The organism is Salegentibacter chungangensis, from assembly GCF_042678405.1.
GTDB lineage: Bacteria > Bacteroidota > Bacteroidia > Flavobacteriales > Flavobacteriaceae > Salegentibacter_A > Salegentibacter_A chungangensis.
In genome coordinates, this window is sequence record NZ_JBHTLI010000002.1 from 172,491 (window position 1) to 191,798 (window position 19,308).

At 41.2% G+C, this 19,308-nt stretch carries 13 protein-coding genes; 5 read left to right on the forward strand and 8 right to left on the reverse strand.

The features are described 5' to 3' along the window. Positions 1-18 precede the first annotated feature (18 nt). Entirely contained in the window at positions 19-705 is a 687-nt protein-coding gene (locus tag ACFQ3Q_RS11445; protein WP_380745946.1) for an SIMPL domain-containing protein, read from the reverse strand. Positions 706-755: 50 nt separating this feature from the next. Further along, positions 756-1,403, reverse strand: a complete 648-nt coding sequence (locus ACFQ3Q_RS11450) for a rhomboid family intramembrane serine protease (RefSeq protein WP_380745948.1) — start codon at positions 1,401-1,403, stop codon at positions 756-758. A 52-nt stretch (positions 1,404-1,455) separates the two neighbouring features. Here ACFQ3Q_RS11450 and ACFQ3Q_RS11455 point away from each other — a divergent pair, with 52 nt between their 5' ends. Then, positions 1,456-2,361: a lysophospholipid acyltransferase family protein gene (locus ACFQ3Q_RS11455; RefSeq protein ID WP_380745950.1), complete on the forward strand. Its 906-nt coding sequence runs from the start codon at positions 1,456-1,458 to the stop codon at positions 2,359-2,361. On the opposite strand, the gene glmM is transcribed toward ACFQ3Q_RS11455, so the two are convergent. Then, positions 2,358-3,743 (reverse strand): phosphoglucosamine mutase, encoded by a 1,386-nt coding sequence (gene glmM, locus ACFQ3Q_RS11460; RefSeq protein WP_380745952.1) that lies wholly within the window; start codon positions 3,741-3,743, stop codon positions 2,358-2,360. The two genes, ACFQ3Q_RS11455 and glmM, sit on opposite strands and share 4 nt — an antisense overlap. 132 nt (positions 3,744-3,875) lie before the next feature. Here glmM and ACFQ3Q_RS11465 point away from each other — a divergent pair, with 132 nt between their 5' ends. Continuing rightward, entirely contained in the window at positions 3,876-4,460 is a 585-nt protein-coding gene (locus tag ACFQ3Q_RS11465) for an acyl carrier protein phosphodiesterase (RefSeq protein WP_380745954.1), read from the forward strand. A gap of 172 nt (positions 4,461-4,632) precedes the next feature. Here ACFQ3Q_RS11465 and ACFQ3Q_RS11470 read toward each other — a convergent pair whose 3' ends face one another. The 5 genes from ACFQ3Q_RS11470 to ACFQ3Q_RS11490 all read right to left on the reverse strand — a co-directional run bounded on the left by ACFQ3Q_RS11470 (position 4,633) and on the right by ACFQ3Q_RS11490 (position 12,447). Beyond that, positions 4,633-5,679 (reverse strand): M12 family metallopeptidase, encoded by a 1,047-nt coding sequence (locus ACFQ3Q_RS11470; protein ID WP_380745956.1) that lies wholly within the window; start codon positions 5,677-5,679, stop codon positions 4,633-4,635. Between the two features lie 455 nt (positions 5,680-6,134). Continuing rightward, complete coding sequence (locus tag ACFQ3Q_RS11475; protein WP_380745958.1) at positions 6,135-7,751, reverse strand: hypothetical protein; 1,617 nt, start codon at positions 7,749-7,751, stop codon at positions 6,135-6,137. Positions 7,752-7,876: 125 nt separating this feature from the next. Next, complete coding sequence (locus tag ACFQ3Q_RS11480) at positions 7,877-9,751, reverse strand: thrombospondin type 3 repeat-containing protein (protein WP_380745960.1); 1,875 nt, start codon at positions 9,749-9,751, stop codon at positions 7,877-7,879. A gap of 65 nt (positions 9,752-9,816) precedes the next feature. Further along, entirely contained in the window at positions 9,817-11,193 is a 1,377-nt protein-coding gene (locus ACFQ3Q_RS11485) for a hypothetical protein (protein WP_380745962.1), read from the reverse strand. A gap of 234 nt (positions 11,194-11,427) precedes the next feature. Further along, the gene (locus ACFQ3Q_RS11490; protein WP_380745964.1) at positions 11,428-12,447 is read right to left on the reverse strand and encodes a response regulator transcription factor; all 1,020 of its coding nucleotides are present in this window, start codon (positions 12,445-12,447) and stop codon (positions 11,428-11,430) included. Positions 12,448-12,877: 430 nt separating this feature from the next. On the opposite strand from ACFQ3Q_RS11490, the gene uvrA reads away from it, so the two are divergent. The 3 genes from uvrA (at position 12,878) to ACFQ3Q_RS11505 (ending at position 19,308) form a co-directional block, all read left to right on the forward strand. After that, the gene (gene uvrA, locus ACFQ3Q_RS11495) at positions 12,878-15,709 is read left to right on the forward strand and encodes an excinuclease ABC subunit UvrA (RefSeq protein ID WP_380745966.1); all 2,832 of its coding nucleotides are present in this window, start codon (positions 12,878-12,880) and stop codon (positions 15,707-15,709) included. Between the two features lie 22 nt (positions 15,710-15,731). Beyond that, positions 15,732-16,421, forward strand: coding sequence for an LOG family protein (locus ACFQ3Q_RS11500; RefSeq protein ID WP_380745968.1), 690 nt, complete (start codon positions 15,732-15,734; stop codon positions 16,419-16,421). A 76-nt stretch (positions 16,422-16,497) separates the two neighbouring features. After that, positions 16,498-19,308: a metalloprotease gene (locus ACFQ3Q_RS11505; RefSeq protein ID WP_380745970.1), complete on the forward strand. Its 2,811-nt coding sequence runs from the start codon at positions 16,498-16,500 to the stop codon at positions 19,306-19,308.

The following is a 19,308-nucleotide window of genomic DNA, read 5'->3' on the forward strand; positions in this document are numbered from 1 at the left end:
TATTTATACACAAAGTTTCTAATTGAGTTGAAATCCAACATTCACTTTTACTTTGATTTCCATCTCTCCCGGGGCTATTGTCTCCTGGGAACCATTTTTATCACTCATCTCAACGGCTTCAGCCATACGGTACATAGGCTGGTAGTTATTCCCGTCCATTTCGCTTATACTTATTGCTTTACCCAAGCTTTGATTAAGTGGCTCTACAAAATCCTCAGCCTTCTTCTTGGCATCGAGTACTGCCTTTTTTCTGGCTTCAGCTTCAAAAGAAGCCATTTTTGAAGACTTGAACTGAACCCCGTCTATCCTGTTCAATCCATTTTCTAAAAGCCCTTTCATTATAGACTCATAATCCTTTATGTCGTCAAGCCTGATAGATATTGCCTGGTTCGCAACATAGCTATATGTCTTATCATTATAGTCATAACGCTTATTCAGGTTCACATAATCTGTTTGTATATTCTTTTCTTTAATGCCTTTACTTTTAAGGAACTTAATGACCTTATCTACAGCCACGTCATTTTCCTTTTTCACCTGTTCAGCGCTATCTCCTTCGTGTTCAATCCTGGATTTAATAAGCACCTGGTCCGGCACCACCTTAACTATGCCTTCTCCGGTAACGGTAACCACGGGGGAAGGCTTTGCATCCTGGGCCTGTATGGCTGCAGCACTCAGGAAGATCAATGCAAAAAGTAATTTTTTCATAGGTATTAGTTTTAAGTTCAGATATTGCTGAAATCAATAAAGATACCAAACTATATCTTGCCCAGTTTTTGCAGGACAAACAGCACTATAATCGGGATCGCAAGAAGGATCACCATTAAAAGCTCTGTCTGGAATAAGGACGGTGCCAGCAATAAAGTTAAAATATAGCCACCTACAGCCCCTCCAAAATGAGCATCGTGACCAATATTCCCTACTCGTCGCTTCATCCCGTAAATGGTATACAGTAAATAGCCTATTCCGAAGATATAAGCAGGAACCGGAATTATAAAGAACAGACCAAGCATCATATCCGGCCGTAAAAGAATTGCCGAGTACAACACGCCCATTACAGCCCCACTGGCTCCAACCGCGGTATATTCATATTCATTTCTGTGAAAGAAAAAAGAGAGTAAATTTCCTAAAATAAGACTGGCAATATAAACCAGGATGAATCCGGTGGTTCCCAGACCGTAAATCACCACATTCGCAAAGAAATAAAGGGTAAGCATATTCACGAAAAGATGCGTGTGGTCTACGTGTAAAAATCCAGATGAGAAGATCTGGTATTTCGCTCCCCTTTTAATATCACCAACATTAAATTTATACTTTTGAAAAAATGCTATATCATTAAATCCTTTAAACGACACGATCACATTTATGGCGATTACAATAATTGTCACCAGCCCTAATTCTCCCATAGATACATAAGTTTAGTTTCAAATATACCATATATTTGCTGAAAGTTTTTTTATGCAAGGATTAGTTTTTTGGTTGGCCTATCCCCTGTTATGGCTGATTTCCATCCTCCCTTTCCGGCTTTTTTATATAGTTTCTGATATTACTTACGTGCTGGTATACCATATAATTGGTTACAGAAAAAAAACAGTGACCGATAATCTGAAACTCGTATTTCCTGAAAAACCCGATGCCGAGATCAGGGCCATTCGAAAAAAGTTCTACGCCCATATGTGTGATATGTTCCTGGAAATGATAAAAAGTATGAGCATTTCAGGAAAGGAACTGAAACGCCGCTTTGTATTCACCAATCCTGAAGAACTCCACCGTTTAGAAAAAAAACATAAAGGTATTATCCTTATGTGCGGCCATTATGCCAGTTACGAATGGATGATAGCCCTGCAGTTATATGATGTTACCTATAAGGCTTTTGGGATCTACAAAAGGATCAGGAACAGGTATTTTGATAAACTCGTAAAAAATATACGAGGAAAATTTAACGGAGAGCTCATCCCCACCGCGGAAGCAACGCGCAAAATTGAAATCAACGAAAAAAATGGCGTCCTGGGGATCTACGCAATGATCTCTGATCAGTCTCCAAAATGGAACAGGGCCAAGTACTGGGCAGATTTTATGGATATAAAAGTTCCTGTCTTTACCGGTTCTGAAAAAATGGCAAGAGAGTTCGATATGGCCGTAACCTACCTAAACGTTGAAAAAACAGGCAGAGGCTATTACGAAGCGACACTTATAAATATTACCGATAAACCGGCGAACGAAGACCCCTATTATATCACAAAGAGCTTTATCGAATTGCTGGAAAAACAGATCAATAAAGCTCCTGAATATTATTTGTGGACCCATAAAAGATGGAAACACCGCCATGAGGCCCTTCCCAAAAACGGGGTGATAATAGATTAAGCGATAATCCCCTTAATCTCTTCTATCATCTTTTGAGCAAGCTCATCAGCTTCTTTTTGCGATTTTGCTTCAGTATAAATCCTGATGATCGGTTCCGTATTGGATTTTCTAAGATGAACCCAGTTTTCGGGAAAATCGATCTTCACCCCGTCTACGGTTGAGATCTCTTCATTTTTATGTTTTTCTTCAACGGCCTTTAAAATACCATCCACATCAATCTCCGGGGTTAACTGAATTTTGTTCTTACTCATATAGTAAGCTGGGTATTCCTGCCTTAATTCGGAAACACTTTTCTTTACTTCAGCTAAATGAGTCAAGAACAAAGCTACCCCCACCAGACTGTCACGCCCATAATGAGCTTCTGGATAAATGATACCGCCGTTCCCTTCTCCGCCAATCACAGCCTTCGAATCTTTCATCAACTTAACCACATTCACTTCTCCAACAGCACTGGCATTATATTCCCCATTATGCTTTTTGGTCACATCACTTAAAGCACGGGAAGAAGACAGGTTACTTACCGTATTACCGGGTGTCTTTCCAAGCACGTAATCTGCACAGGCTACCAGGGTATACTCCTCTCCGAACATTTCTCCATTTTCATCTATAAAAGCAAGACGGTCAACATCAGGATCTACAACAACTCCAAGATCGGCCTTCTCCTTTTTTACAAGTCCGCATATATCGGTAAGATGCTCTTTTAGCGGTTCAGGGTTGTGTGGAAAGTGTCCGTTAGGCTCACAATACAACTCAACCACCTCAACTCCGAGCTTTTTCAGAAGCTTCGGAATGGCTATCCCTCCTGTAGAGTTCACGCCATCCACCACAACCTTAAACCCGGCCATTTTAATTGCTTCTGCATCTACCAGCTTAAGCTTAAGAACTTCTTCAATATGGCGGTCTATATAATCGTTCTTTACAATGGTTTCACCAAGGTCATCAACTTCGGCGAAATCGAAGCCTTCTTTTTCAGCGATATCAAGGATCTTAGCACCTTCTTTCCCGTCAAGAAACTCGCCTTTATTATTAAGAAGTTTCAGCGCATTCCATTGTTTTGGGTTATGGCTCGCCGTCAGAATTATCCCGCCATCGGCCTTTTCAAGTGGCACGGCAACTTCAACGGTTGGAGTAGTAGAAAGACCAAGGTCAATTACATCTATCCCCAATCCAGTTAGGGTGTTCATTGTTAATTCCTGGATCATTTTACCTGAAATTCTTGCGTCTCTTCCAACAACAACTTTTAATCTTTTGTTTTCAGAACTGCTTTTAAGCCAGGTACCATAAGCAGCAGCAAATTTTACTGTATCTATAGGGGTCAGGTTTTCTGCCGGTGCTCCTCCAATGGTTCCGCGAATACCTGAAATTGATTTTATTAAACTCATTTTTCTTTGATTTTTAATTGAGGCCCGGATATTTTTTAGGGCAGCCCGACAAATATACAAGGCCGTTATACTAAATGCCAAAACTTAACAGAATTTAAACAGGCTCATTAATTAAATCCGTAACTTTCTATTATGAATTATCTGGCCCATATATACCTCTCGGGTGAGGACGATGAACTCAAGATCGGTAATTTCATAGCAGATTCTGTGAAAGGCAAAGAGTATCTTGATTTTCCGGAACGCATTGCGCAGGGAATCGTTCTTCACAGGGCTATAGACGACTTTACAGATTCTCATCCGGTATTTAAAAAAAGTACAGGGCGATTATTCAACAAGTATGGGCATTACAGCAGAGTGATCGTAGATATTCTTTACGACCATTTTCTGGCAGCTAATTGGGATAAATATTCAGAAACGCCTCTCGAAGTATATAGTGAAGAATTTTACGATCTACTCAATGAAAATTCTGAAATACTCCCTGAAAGGGTTCAGTATTTTTTGCCTTTTATGGTAAGGGATAACTGGCTTTTAAGTTATGCAAGCATTGAAGGCATTGGAAGAATTCTGAATCAAATGAGCCGAAGAACGGAATTCAAATCCAGAATGAATTTGGCTACTGAAGACCTTAAATTATACTACTCCGAATTCGAAGATGACTTTTTTAGATTCTTCGGTGAGCTCCAGGACTTTTGTGAACAGGAAATCGGGAAACTGTAAAAATAATCGACAAAATATTTAAACTTAATCTTCGCCTGTTAAAGGAAACCAAATAACTGTGTATTTAATCTACAAAGATTTTGTGAAATCATCACTTCTTACCCAAGGTGAAAAATAAAAAAAGGCCCGGCTTTTAGAAGCCGGGCCTTTTTTTACAGCATTTATAGAGTGATTACAGAAAGTACCAATATCCATTGTTACTTAATCTAACCTGTTTCCATCTGCTTAGGTTTTCCGAAAAATAATACCACCTGTCATTCGACCTTAACACGGTTAAACCTTCTATAGTATAGTATTCTCCGTTAATGTAGTTAGGCTCTGTAGTCCCCCCATCTCCGGAGTACATACTGTTGATACCGGCAACATCACCGTTGGACAGTTTACTTCTCTGAATTTGATATAGACTCCCGTCAGCTCTGGTAATAGTAGGCTGACCGTTGCTCGAGAACGAATAAGGCCCATACATCATTATGGAATTGAAGTCCAGATTCGAAGTAAACTCATTACCATCAAGACCGTTTTCTGCGTAAGTATCGAAGTTATGCTCTCGACCACTCTGAATATTCTCATAATGAACGGTAATATGGCTGTCACGATCTACCCTGCTCTGTTCGTGCCAGAGCCCAACTGCGTGACCAATCTCGTGAATTGTATTCCCTGTTGTACAGGCGCTGGCGAGGGTTACAGGCTGCTTACTACCAGTCATCCCAACATAAGAAGAACATCCGGATCCCGGGGTGAAATATATGTAGTTAGACTGACTTGTTCTTTGAACGAATTTTAAAGAAGTTTTGGACTCCCAGTGGGCAATGGCATCCTCAACTCGGTATTTATCGGGCAAGTTACTGTCTATGGCATAATATACTGTATTATTGGGCCACATCCCTGATGTACGCCCTACACTTCTTTGCTCAGGAGGGGTCTCCCCTTCCTCGAATACCATTTGTACCGGCTCTGAGGTCACCATATCCTTATCAAATATGATATCTCCCTGATAGACATATTTTCCTTTTACATCTTCTACAGGTATTCGTTTACCTGCATAATATACCTCGGAAACACTCCCAAACTTTGTAGGGAATGCTGCCTCCACATTCATTTTCTCTTCTTTTGTTCCTGATTTTAACTGTTCTGTTTCTTCGGTTTGATTAATAGAGTCTTTACTACAAGACAAAACAGCTAAAGCCGGCAGTAAAAACATTAAATTTCTTTTTCTCATAAGTAGGGTTAATTTCTTTTAATGAAAAATTTGTTAATTGTTTTTAATTCAATGGTTCAGATTTTTGCAAAGTATATGCCACAATAAGAGACCTTGAAACCTCACAAATCATTAATAGTCAGTTTCCTACAAACACCAGAGATTAATTCATCCCTGATATTTCCGGGGGCCGCACAGCGATTCAATTTTAACTCCTAATTAACACAGGTTGAGTTCCTTAGATTTTATTAAGTTTAAATCTCTTTTTTTAAGATCCCGACTTCTAAAAGCTAACTTATATAAATACCTGCCTTAGAAAAACATATGGTTAATTTTAACAAAAAAAAGCTGTTTGGAAAAATCCAAACAGCCTCTTTTATTCTCACCGTGGTTTAAGATACCAGGCAAAGAATAAAAACTAACCCAATAAATTAGTCACCCCCCGGTTAATTAATTCCATTGGGTTAATCTTAAAATCAATTTTGACAAAATGTCCCTGAAACTTTAATGTAATATGGTAAACTATAATTCAGCGAACCAAATACGATTTCAGCTTCTGGCGAAGCGTCCGGGTCAGCATTAACCACCTGACAGTGAACTTCTCCATCTAATGTTTGAGCAACCTCAACTTTTATTTGATCAGGATCTGCCGCTTCAACTATAACCACCGGATTACCGTCAATTAAACTGATTGTAATGGCTCCATCATAACCCGAAACAGTAAATAAATCGGAATTACTGGTTATTTCAAGAAAATCCTGTCCTCCGTTCGTACCATCAAGATAAACAGTATCACATCCGGCATCCGGAGCGTCAAGAGTACAGTCTGAAGTTTCTCCACAATTTGGATCAGGATCATTAACACAGCCTTCATTTTCATTGATATCTGCAATTCCATCATCATCTGTATCTTCACAACCATCAGCATTTACATTAACACCTTCTGCTGTATCTTCACAAAGGTCGTTGTTATCATATACTCCGTCTCCATCTGAATCTGGACAGCCCACTTCATTTACATCAGTATCTGCCGGAGTGTTAGGACACTCATCAATATCATCAGTAACACCATCATTATCGGCATCTGTATCTCCTCCGTTACCATTACCACCGTCATCTCCACAATTGATGAATACGTGTTCATATTCTACTGAAGTACCGTCATCGCCAAGTAACATATCTACCTCGTTCCAGCTTAATGAACCACTCATCATATGATCTCCGGCTGTACCGTAGCTTCCGGGCCAGTCTGCAAGAGTCAGTTCATAATATAAGTATGGCGTATCTGCTCCTTCTCCATCCTGTGGTCCCGGAACAGCTATACATAATGGATCGGCATACCAGTCTCCGGAGTCATCATCTTCGGTGTTTCCGGTTGCAGGCATCAATCCCTCATAGATCAAAGTACCTCCGTTATCAGGATCACCATACCAAACATTCAGGTTGTAGTTAGCCGTATAGTGTCTTCCGCTGTCACTGCAGTAGTTCGCAAAGAAGCAAAGCTCGTAAAGCACTTCCGGAATGATATCGAAGAACTGGTATCCATAAAGGTTTACTTCCCTGTCATCAAAACAGATCACCTCTACATCTACATACTTCTTGGTTCCCGCACGCAGGTCCCAGGTCATATCTAAAGGATCTTCAACAAATTGTGCATATTCACTGCCTTCTTTTGGTGCTGCCCAGATCACGCTTCCCGGAGAACCGTTATCGTCATCCCAGACCAAAAAGTCGGTGAGGGTCACTGCTACTGAGGTTTCTCCTGAAGGTATCGGGATCTCAAGCGCTTCATCATAAGCCGTAAAAAGCCCGTCATCATCAGACAAAATTTCAACAACCACATCTACCGGAGTATTCGATGCCCCGTAGGTAAGGGAGATCTGTGCATAGGCCGGTGCATTCTCTGAACAGGCAGGCGCATCCTGTCTTACCTGGGCCCTGTTCAGCATATCGTTTAAAACAGGTCCAAAGGTCAGCACCGCTACCTCATCAGACACAGGATTGTCTACCATCTGGGTCTCATCCTTACTACAGGAAGTCAGCAATAAGGCAAATACAGCCGTAAAGGCTAAATAATACTTCAAAGTTTTCATAATTAGTTTTTTAGGGTTAATATTTCGAATGGTTAAAAATTTATTTTTGGTACGGCCACTTTCTCAAGAGCCGTCAAATTTTAAAAGAAGAGCTATTCGGGATTTGCCCGAATAGCTCCCTTTAATTAATCATCATCACTACCGCACACCTCTGCATGTACAATTAAGTAGAAGTCACCGCTTTCGGTTCTGTCAAAATTGTATTCTTTTCCAGAAGCAGGGTCATCATCGGTATTACCGTATTGTCCCGGCGCCGATTTTGTTGGCTCATATTCACTGTAATAAATGTGAGATTCATCTATCGAAACGCCATTTGCAAGATCAATAACCACCTTAACATTATCATCAGTAACAGTTACGGTAACAGTTCCCGCAAGGAATCCATTAGTTATATCTTCCTGTCCGGCTCCGGCATAGAAGTCTTCAGTGAAAGTTCCGTTAGAACCGTCGAAGTAATCTGCCCAACCCCAGCGGTTATTATTGAAACCAAGGTCATTGATAAAGGATATACTTCCGAATCTAAATGCCGTTTCGCATCCTTGTAATGGCGGAGCATCCTGATCACAGGCATCACCAATTCCATCATTATCCCTGTCTTCCTGATAAGGATTAGAAATATTAGGACAGTTATCACAAACATCTCCTACTCCATCATCATCTCCGTCAGACTGGTTTTCATTAGAATCCATAGGGCAATTATCACAGGCGTCTCCGTGGCTATCTCCATCGCTATTGGTTTGATCATTAGCATCTTCAGGACAGTTATCACAAACATCTCCGTAAGCATCATCATCCTGATTGGCCTGATCCTGGTTATCTACCATAGGGCAGTTATCACAGGCATCACCAAGCTCATCACCATCACTATTAGTCTGATCTTCATTGTCTACTTCAGGACAGTTATCACAGGCATCACCCCAACGATCACCGTCACTGTTCTCCTGATTAGGATTATATATCGTAGGACAGTTATCCGTAGGATCATCCTGACCATCACAATCAGGATCAAGTACCGGATCACACTCTTCTACATCACAGTTGAAGAAGATATGCCAGTAATCTATGTTACTATCCCCATCGAAAAACTCCTGAACCTGATTCCAGCTAAGATCTGCTGTAATAGGATCTGCAGGATCTGCAGTTCCGTAGTTTCCTGGCCAGTCCTGTAAAGTAGCTGTTACTCTTATATAAGGTTCATCTGCTCCCTCGCCAAAATGAGGCGCAGGAATAGCCAAACATAATGGGTCTGCATACCAGTCACCGGAATCATCATCTTCAGTGTTTCCTGTAGTTGGCATCTCTCCTGCATGTATTGGAATAGTATTTCCATCGCCTATATAGGTGATATCCAATGAATAATTTGCAACATAGTCTCTGCCTGACTCCACACAATAGTTGGCAAACACACAGAATTCGTAGAGTTTCACAGGAATCACATCAAAGAACTGGTAGCCATACTCATTGACCTCACGATCATCGAAACATAGCACCTCCACATCTACATAGTTCTTACTTCCTGCTCTAAGGTCGAAAGTCATTGCCAAAGGTGATTCTACAAATTGCGCATATTCACTACCGCTTTTTGGTGCCAGCCAGATGACCTCTCCGGGTGCACCGTCAACTTCATTCCACACCTTAAAATCATTTAAGGTAACAGAAACCGAGGTTTCTCCGGCCGGAATAGGAATCTCCAGTTCATCGGCATATTCTGTAAATAAGCCGTTTTCGTCAGAAAGGATTCCAACCACCACATCTACAGCTGTATTATCAGCTCCGTATACCAGAGAAATTTCAGCAAATGCCGGTGCATCTTCAGTACAATCAGGCACATCCTGCCTCATTGCATTTCGGTTCAACATATCATTCAAAACAGGTCCAAAAGTAAGCGTAGCTTTCTCTGTAGCCTGTGTTCCGGGATCTGTTGTTTCATCTTTACTACAAGAAGTAAGCAGCAGAGAGAATATGGCTATAAAAGCCAGGTAATATTTAATTGATTTCATAATGTTATTTTTATTGATAAAGTGAAGGACCGATTTAAGGTTTGCCTAAAATCGGCCCTATGCCTTTAATAAGTTAAGATTGAGAATTCTCCACAAGCTACAGGTTGTCCTGCCTCGTAGTTTCCATTTACAGTCTTTCCGTGAAGAACAACTGTACGATCGGCGAAGTTAGCATTGGCCGCTTGCTGCGCAGTCAAAGCAAATGTTCTTTGATAGGTCAGTATTCCATCTGCATCTGCAGTTGGGAAACCTCCGCCTTCCAGTTCAAGAGGCCAGAATACACCACCATAATCATCACAACTTGCATTTTGATGAATATGCTGAGGATGCATCTTATTCGCTTCTAGATTCGCTGCAAGAACGGTAGTTTTCAGTTCGGTACCTTTCAGCATCAGGTACGCAAAACCTACTGCATAAGTATCATCCAGAGATTTAATACAAGCTTTGTAGTGTTTGGCTTCTACTGTAGGATCATTAAATGGCGGAGGCCCATCATCACCACATCCAAACTGGAAGTGATAGTAATCCAGATTATCTCCGTTATAGAAGGTTTTAATCTCATCGTCCGTAATCACACCGCTTAAGATCACTCTGTCAGGACCATCGTATTGACCTTCAGCATCCAGCAGGAAGATCTCTACATAATATTCATCCTGTCCTTCACGATCTGGTAAAGCAAAGCATAAAGGATCGGCATAGTATTCTCCGTTTTCCATCTGCAACTCACTTACAAGGTCCTCATAGATCTGGTCTCCTACTTCACCATCAGCGTACTCCCATACACTTACGCTGTAAGATGCAGGATAGTGTCTTCCGCTTGGCGGACAATAATTTCCGAACATACAGAATTCAATAAGCGGAACAGGAGTTATGGTAAAGAACTGATATCCATACAGGTTTGCATCCCTATTATCAAAACATATTACCTCTACATCTGTATAGGTCTTTGTTCCTGCACGCAGTTCCCATGTTTTATCCAATGGTTCATCTACAAACTGGGCATATTCGCTCCCTTCTTTAGGTGCCACCCAGATCACATTACCAGGTGAACCATTATCATCATCCCACACCACAAAATCTGTAAGGGACACTGAAACTGTGGTTTCTCCCGAAGCAACTGGTATTTCTAAAGCCTCATCATAGGCTGTAAAGAGACCGTTTTCATCAGATAGTATGTCCACAACTATATCTACCGGCGTATTTGAGTCTCCATAAACAAAGGAGATTTGCGCGTGAGCAGGAGCAGCTTCAGAACAGTCCGGTACAGACTGCTGTCTTAGAGCATTACGATTAAGCACGTCATTTAGAACAGGGCCTAAAGTTAGTACCGCAACCTGATCGGATACAGGTTCCTCCGCAATAGAGGTCTCATCCTTACTACAGGAAGTAAATAGCATAGTAGCTATTACTAACGCAGAAAGGGACTTTTTAAGTTTTTTCATAATTAGAAAATTTAGGTTAATACTTAGAATGGTTAATAAAAATTATAAATAGCTCCCGTCCTTTAGTTCAAAGGCAGAGATATCATGCTCAACAATAGGTATTGAAAGATTTGGGGGAACATCAGTAAATAAGAAGGAAGTGGGGTGACTCTCTTATTTCCTTATAAAAATAGAAAGTTTATCAGCTATTACGTTATGGGGGGAAACCCGTATATAATGAGTTTAACTTATTTCTCAGGACGGGTTTAGGTCAATAAGATTGTGATTGATTGCATAAATGATACTCTCCAGAATAGTATCTGAATTGGTCCTTTTTATGATATTAGACCGGTGCTTTTCGATTGTTTTTGGAGATATAAATAGGGTGGATGAGATCTCCTTGGTCTTATAGCCTTTGCAAAGGAGCTCAATGATCTCTTTTTCACGTTTGGTAAAACTAAAATCACAGAGTTTGCTGTTCTCCCTGAAGCATCTTTCCACACTTTCAGAATTAGAACCAATATTTGGAGTGACCAGGGTTTCCTCTCCTGAAAAGTCGATGATCATAATAAACTGATCGCCCTGATTCTTGTTCAGTTTTGAGAAACTGATCTTAGCATTCCGTTCCTTATCATTTTTAAGCAGTAATGATGTACGGGTACTGGCCTTCATATGTTTTCCCCGGGCAAAATTCCGCAAACTGGCTTTCACCTTGATCTTATTTTCACAATTCACAAAATCCGTAAGCTTTAGTCCCTCAGACTTTTTAACCCTGAAAGTTTGCTTAAAAGCATCATTTATGGCAATAACATCATCCTGTTTGAGCAACAGTACGGGCTTTGGAATTAAGTTAAAAAGACCCATAAATGAATCTTTCCAGTAATTTGAAAGCGAGAAATTGGAATAAACCTTCTTAACAAGAATTCCGCAAAGACTTTTGGCAGATATTATATTATAATAAAACTCATCTACTACATTCTTAAAAGACTTTTCCAGTTCAGGTTTTTGATCCTCATCAGCATACATAATCAGCCAGCATCTGTTGAGAAAGTGTGTAGATTTAAAATTGCTTAGATTCTTAAGGTTCCTTGGGGTCCTCATAGAAGTCTGGTCCAGCAATATAATATCGGGTAGTAAATTCAATGCCACATTATATCCGGTATGGATGGAATTGGCAATATTGATTTCAAAATGAAGGCTTAACCCCTCTTTCAATGTCTTGATTAGCTCAGGCTTGGTGCTAATCACCAGCAATTGTTTTTTCTCTGCAATCATTCCGCACGTTTTTTATCCTCTCAGGATCAATAATTAATAAACCTCACAATACAAAGGGGCGCAATTACCAGTTACAGATCTGTAACCGGGATTCCGGGGGGAATAAAATCGAAATGATTTGGGGGAATTAATGTTATACCAAATATAAGGGATATTCTGTATACCTGGTAATTTATTTCAGTAATATTATCCTGACATCCAAGAGATTAAACCAAGGTCAAGAGGGTGATTTTTTAGTCAAAAATGCCTGCTCCATTTTCCGCCTTATAATTTCGTAATTCCTTTGGCCTGCTTAAAACATATAGTCTTAATATTTTAAAATCCAGGATTGACAAATGCTCTTATTTTAAAGCATAATTAACACTTGCAGGAATAAGCTTCCTTTTTAGTTAGCAACACTTTAAGTAACTTTGCCACCTTGACAAAAAATATGACCAAAACCGAAGAAAATATAGAAGTACTGGGCGCAAGAGTCCACAACTTAAAAAATATAGACGTAAATATCCCGCGCGAAAGACTGGTTGTAATTACCGGTCTTTCGGGATCAGGAAAATCCTCTCTTGCTTTCGATACCATTTATGCGGAAGGCCAAAGGCGCTATATTGAAACTTTTTCGGCATACGCAAGGCAGTTCCTGGGAGGATTGGAACGTCCCGATGTTGATAAGATAGATGGGCTTTCTCCCGTAATCGCCATAGAGCAAAAGACCACCAGTAAAAATCCGCGAAGTACGGTAGGGACTATCACCGAGATCTATGACTTCCTGCGTTTACTGTTCGCCAGGGCCGGAGAAGCATATAGCTACAATACCGGTGAAAAGATGGTGAGTTATACCGATAGTCAGATCAAAGATCTCATCATAGAAGATTTTAAAGGGAAAAAGGTGAGTGTTTTAGCGCCTGTGGTCAGGTCCAGGAAAGGGCATTACAGGGAACTTTTTGAACAGGTGGCAAAGCAAGGCTTTGTAAAGGTAAGGACCGATGGTGAAGTAAGGGACATCATAAAAGGGATGAAACTTGACCGCTACAAGACCCACGAGATCGAGATCGTAATAGACCGGCTGAAAATTGACGAAAACACCGATGCTCAAAAGCGTCTTGATGAAAGTATCAAGACCGCTATGTATCACGGGGATGATGTCTTAATGATAATGGAACAGGAAACAGGGAATATCAGGTATTTCAGCAGGAATCTGATGTGCCCAACCACGGGAATCTCCTACCCTAACCCAGAACCCAACACCTTTTCTTTCAATTCTCCCAAAGGGGCCTGCCCCAAATGCAACGGGATAGGGACTATTCACCAGGTGAATGTAGACAAGATAATTCCAGATTATTCAAAATCCATAAAGAACGGCGGCCTTGCACCACAGGGACCTCAAAAGAAGAACTGGATCTTCTCCCAGCTGGAATTGATCGCCGAACGTTTCGATTTTAAGCTGAGTGATCCTATTTCTGAAATCCCTAAGGAGGGCCTTGAAATGATCCTTCACGGCGGAAAGGAAAAGTTCTCTAAAGAATCAAAATCGCTTGGAATCACCAGGGACTATAAAATAGACTTTGAAGGGGTGGCTACATTCATTGAAACCACCTACAGAAATAACGACTCCACATCCCTGCGCCGCTGGGCAAAGGAATATATGGATAAGATAGAGTGCCCGGCCTGCGATGGCAGCCGGCTTAAAAAGGAGTCCTTATACTTCAGGATCAATAATAAGAATATAGCTGAACTGGCCGGGAAAGACATCAGTGATCTGGCCGACTGGTTTTCAGACCTTGAATCGCATCTTAGCGAAAAGCAAAACAAGATCGCTTCAGAAGTAGTGAAAGAGATCAAAACCCGAATCCAGTTTCTGGTAGATGTGGGACTAACTTATCTTTCGCTTAACCGTAGTTCAAAATCCCTTTCAGGAGGAGAGGCCCAGCGAATCAGGCTGGCCACCCAGATAGGGTCACAACTGGTAGGTGTGCTTTATATACTGGACGAGCCCAGCATCGGGCTCCACCAGCGGGACAACGAAAAGCTCATTAACTCCCTCATTTCACTCAGGGATATAGGAAATACGGTGATCGTGGTGGAACACGACCGTGATATGATAGAACGTGCCGACCACGTCATCGACATTGGTCCTAAGGCTGGTCGTCACGGAGGGGAGATCATTAGTGAAGGGCCGCCAAATGAACTTCTGAAACACGATACGCTTACAGCCAATTATATTAACGGGACCAAGCAGATAGAAATTCCGAAGAAACGAAGAGAAGGAAACGGGAAATTCATTGAACTTAAAGGGGCTACAGGAAACAACCTCAAGGATGTTTCCGTGAAAATTCCGTTGGGGAAAATGATAGCGGTCACAGGAGTCTCCGGAAGCGGGAAATCGACCCTTATTAACGAGACCCTCTACCCTATTATGAACGCTCATTACTTTAATGGCGTGAAGGCTCCAAAACCATATAAAAGCATCAAGGGGCTTGATAATATAGACAAGGTGATAGACATCAATCAATCGCCAATAGGAAGGACTCCGCGTTCCAATCCTGCCACTTACACGGGGGTGTTTTCTGAGATCAGAAGTCTTTTCGCCAAAACTCCGGAAGCCCTGATAAGAGGCTATAAACCCGGGCGTTTCAGTTTCAATGTGAAAGGAGGAAGATGTGAGACCTGTCGCGGCGGCGGACTTCGAGTGATTGAAATGAACTTCCTGCCTGATGTTTATGTAGAGTGTGAAACCTGTCAGGGAAAAAGGTTCAACAGAGAAACTCTGGAAATAAGGTATAAAGGGAAATCTATCTCTGATGTTCTGGAAATGACCATCAATGAGGCCACTTCTTTCTTTGAGCCTATTCCCAAGATCTACAGAAAATTAAAAACTATTCAGGATGTAGGACTGGGATATATCACTCTGGGACAACAAAGTACCACCCTTTCCGGAGGTGAAGCCCAAAGAATTAAACTGGCAACAGAGCTTTCTAAGCGTGATACCGGGAATACTTTTTATATATTGGACGAGCCAACCACGGGTCTTCATTTTGAAGATATCAGGGTTTTGATGGAAGTCCTTAATAAACTTACCAATAAAGGAAACACCGTCCTGATCATTGAACACAATATGGATGTGATCAAAATGGCCGATTATATTATTGACATAGGAAAAGAAGGTGGTAAGCACGGAGGTGAGGTGATCGCCAAAGGTACGCCCGAGCAGGTAGCAAAAAGCAGAAAAAGCTACACCGCAAAATTCCTGAAGAAAGAACTGCAATAACAAAGACACTTTAAAAATAAAAATGAGAACAACTCAAAGAAACAAGACCTGGAATGAGATAAAAACAAACGACTCCTGGGCTATCTTCAAGATAATGGGAGAATTTGTGAATGGTTATGAAAAGTTGAGCCAGATAGGGCCCTGTGTATCCATTTTTGGATCTGCCAGAACCAAACCCGATCAGAAATACTATAAACTTGCCGAGCGGGTTTCCAAAAAGATCGTAGAGAACGGTTACGGGGTGATCACCGGTGGCGGACCGGGTATTATGGAAGCCGGTAATAAAGGAGCGCATCTTGGTGGCGGAACTTCCGTGGGGCTTAATATCGAACTTCCTTTCGAGCAGCACGACAACCCCTATATCGATAACGATAAGAGTCTTGATTTTGACTATTTCTTTGTGAGAAAGGTAATGTTCGTAAAATATTCCCAGGGATTTGTGGTAATGCCGGGAGGTTTTGGAACCCTGGATGAGCTTTTTGAAGCGATCACTCTTATCCAGACCAATAAGATCGACAAATTCCCGATCATCCTGGTAGGAAGCGAATTCTGGGGCGGCCTGGTAGACTGGATCAAACAAACCCTTCTGGACAGCTTTCAAAATATAAGCGCTGCAGATATAGACCTGGTACAGGTTGTTGATACTGAAGACGAAGTTATTGAGATCCTGAACGAATTCTACGATGAGTATAACCTGAGTCCAAACTTCTAGTAATTCCCCGAGGGGTTTTGACCGAAGTTTGAGTATATTTAATCTTAATATTTATAAGTTAACACCTCTGAATTCCTTGAAAGGCTTCCTTCTTTATTTTATACTGCTTGCAGGAATAAGCTGCGGTTTTGCACAAAACCAGATTGACATCAATGCCGAACTTGATGTGCAAAACCACAGTTTTTATATTCAGCAGCAAATAAAGTATACCAATACCAGTGACCAGGCTTTAAACGAGATCTATCTGAACGACTGGGCAAATGCTTTTAAACATAAGGTTACGCCATTGGCCAGGAGATTTGCTGAGGAGTATGTGAGGCGTTTTCATTTTGCCCGGGAAGAAGAGCGTGGCAGCACCCTTATTTTTTCTATTGCAGGTAATAGAGGGAATTTCCTAAACTGGGACAGGCCGGCGGGATATCCCGATATCCTGAAAATAGAATTGGACTCTCCTCTTAAACCAGGAGAAACCTACACCCTTCAGCTTAATTACAAGGTAAAGGTCCCAAGCGATAAATTCACCCGTTTTGGGGTTGACAATGAAAAGAACTTTAAACTAAGGTACTGGTATTTAACCCCTGTTGTTTATAATGAAGGCTGGCAATTCTACAGTCATAAAAACCTGGGCAACCAATACAACTCTCCTTATGATATTAAGATCAGTCTCAAAATTCCCGAAAATTATCACATAGGCACAGCCCTGAATCAAACCGAAATAGTAAGTGAGGAAAAGCAAAAAACGCTGAAACTGGAAGGCAGCAACAGGGTAGACTCAAAAATCTATATCACCAATACCCAGCTTTTTGATGATATTGTTACCGAAGGACATCAAATAGTAACCAACGTTGAGGATGACGGGCTGCAAACCGGAATTAAAGGGCTCATCGTTCAGCGGATAATGCGTTTCCTGGAACAGCGTCTAGGCGAGTATCCTCATAAAAAACTTTTTGTGACCCGGGAAGATTATTTAAACAGTCCCGTATACGGCTTAAATCAGCTTCCGAATTTCATACGTCCGTTTCCCGATGGTTTTCAGTATGACATCAAGCAAATGAAGACCATCACCTCCTATTTTCTAAAAAACACACTCTTGGTGAATCCGCGGGATGAGCAATGGGTGAATGATGCCATTATGATCTCCTTAATGATGGATTATGTGGACACCTATTACCCTAAAATGAAACTCATAGGCAACCTAAGTGATATTATTGGGGTAAGGTGGTTTCACGCCGCAGATCTCGAATTTAACGATCAGTACCAGTTCCTTTATATGAATATGGCCAGGATGAATCTTGACCAGCCGCTTACTATGGCCCAGGACTCTCTGGTGAAATTCAACAGGAATATAGCTAACAGCTACAAGGCCGGGGTGGGAATTAAATACCTTGAAGATTATCTTACCACAGATGCCGTCAAAGAGTCGGTTTCTGAATTCTATAAGAACTACCATCTAAAGGTCACCCCGGACGATACTTTTGAAGAGATTTTAAAGAAGAATACCACTAAAGATATCTCCTGGTTCTTTGAAGATTACGTGGGCAGCAATCAAAAGATAGATTTTCGGATAAAAAATGTAGAAAAGACCGAAGATTCATTAAGGGTGACCGTTTTAAATAAAAAAGACAACCGGATGCCTGTCTCCCTTTACGGTCTTAATGATGGTAACATCACTTATAAGGTCTGGGTAGATAATTTCGAAAAGGAAAAGACGGTAAGTTTACCCCGGGGCAATATTGAACGAGTGGCACTTAATTATGAGAAAAAGATCCCTGAGTTCAATCAAAGAGACAATTACAAAAGAGTGTCCACTTTTCTTAATAAGCCCTTGCAATTCAGGCTTTTTCAGGACATAGAAGACCCGCGCTACACACAGATCTTCTTTATGCCCGAGTTTGAATACAACCTCTATGACGGGGTAGCCATAGGGCCTAAAGTTTATAACAAGACCATCCTGGCGAAGAATTTTCAGTTCGAGATATCTCCTAAATTTGGATTCACCAGTAAGACCGTGGTAGGTTCGGCTTCTGTAATGAACACACATCAGTTTGAGAACGAAAAACTTTATGCCATCAGGTATGGAGTTGGAGGTACCCGCTTCTCTTATGGTTACGACCTATTCTACAATAAATACTCTCCCTTTTTGATATTTGCTTACCGCAATAAATATTTAAGGGATAATGAGCACCAGAGCTTAATGATAAGGAACGTAAGTGTTCAAAGAGATCTGGATCCCGAAAATCCTGTAGACGAGCCAAACTATAATGTATTCAATGTAAAGTACAGGTACAGTAACCCGCATATGTCCCATCACACTTCCGCGACCTTCGATTATCAGCTGGCAGAGAAATTCAGCAAGATCTCCTTAAGCCTTGAATACCGAAAGCTTTTCAGAAGTAACAGGCAGATCAACCTAAGGTTCTTTGCAGGTACTTTTCTTTACAATGATGACCGTGGAGACGATTATTTCAGTTTTGCGCTGGACCGCCCTACAGATTACCTCTTCGATTATAATTACTACGGAAGAAGCCAGGGAAGCGGACTTTTCAGCCAACAGTTCATTATGGCTGAGGGCGGCTTCAAATCTAAGCTACAGCCCGCTTTTGCCAACCAGTGGCTTGGTAGCGTGAATGCCAGCACCAATTTATGGAAGTGGATATTTGTTTATGGAGATATGGGATTGGTCAAGAATAAGCATCAGGATGCCAAATTCCTTTATGACTCCGGAGTAAGAGTTAGCCTAGTTTCAGACTATTTTGAAGTCTTCTTCCCGGTTTACTCTAATTTAGGATGGGAAGTGGGCCAACCCAATTATGATCAAAAAATAAGGTTTATAGTGGCTTTAGATCTTAACACTCTTATCAAGCTGTTTACCAGAAGATGGTATTAA

Excerpts from the sequence above, each read along its gene's own strand:
- ACFQ3Q_RS11445 (WP_380745946.1), bottom strand. The coding sequence starts at position 705 with ATGAAAAAATTACTTTTTGCATTGATCTTCCTGAGTGCTGCAGCCATA.
- ACFQ3Q_RS11450 (WP_380745948.1), bottom strand. The coding sequence starts at position 1,403 with ATGGGAGAATTAGGGCTGGTGACAATTATTGTAATCGCCATAAATGTG.
- ACFQ3Q_RS11455 (WP_380745950.1), top strand. The coding sequence starts at position 1,456 with ATGCAAGGATTAGTTTTTTGGTTGGCCTATCCCCTGTTATGGCTGATT.
- glmM (WP_380745952.1), bottom strand. The coding sequence starts at position 3,743 with ATGAGTTTAATAAAATCAATTTCAGGTATTCGCGGAACCATTGGAGGA.
- ACFQ3Q_RS11465 (WP_380745954.1), top strand. The coding sequence starts at position 3,876 with ATGAATTATCTGGCCCATATATACCTCTCGGGTGAGGACGATGAACTC.
- ACFQ3Q_RS11470 (WP_380745956.1), bottom strand. The coding sequence starts at position 5,679 with ATGAGAAAAAGAAATTTAATGTTTTTACTGCCGGCTTTAGCTGTTTTG.
- ACFQ3Q_RS11475 (WP_380745958.1), bottom strand. The coding sequence starts at position 7,751 with ATGAAAACTTTGAAGTATTATTTAGCCTTTACGGCTGTATTTGCCTTA.
- ACFQ3Q_RS11480 (WP_380745960.1), bottom strand. The coding sequence starts at position 9,751 with ATGAAATCAATTAAATATTACCTGGCTTTTATAGCCATATTCTCTCTG.
- ACFQ3Q_RS11485 (WP_380745962.1), bottom strand. The coding sequence starts at position 11,193 with ATGAAAAAACTTAAAAAGTCCCTTTCTGCGTTAGTAATAGCTACTATG.
- ACFQ3Q_RS11490 (WP_380745964.1), bottom strand. The coding sequence starts at position 12,447 with ATGATTGCAGAGAAAAAACAATTGCTGGTGATTAGCACCAAGCCTGAG.
- uvrA (WP_380745966.1), top strand. The coding sequence starts at position 12,878 with ATGACCAAAACCGAAGAAAATATAGAAGTACTGGGCGCAAGAGTCCAC.
- ACFQ3Q_RS11500 (WP_380745968.1), top strand. The coding sequence starts at position 15,732 with ATGAGAACAACTCAAAGAAACAAGACCTGGAATGAGATAAAAACAAAC.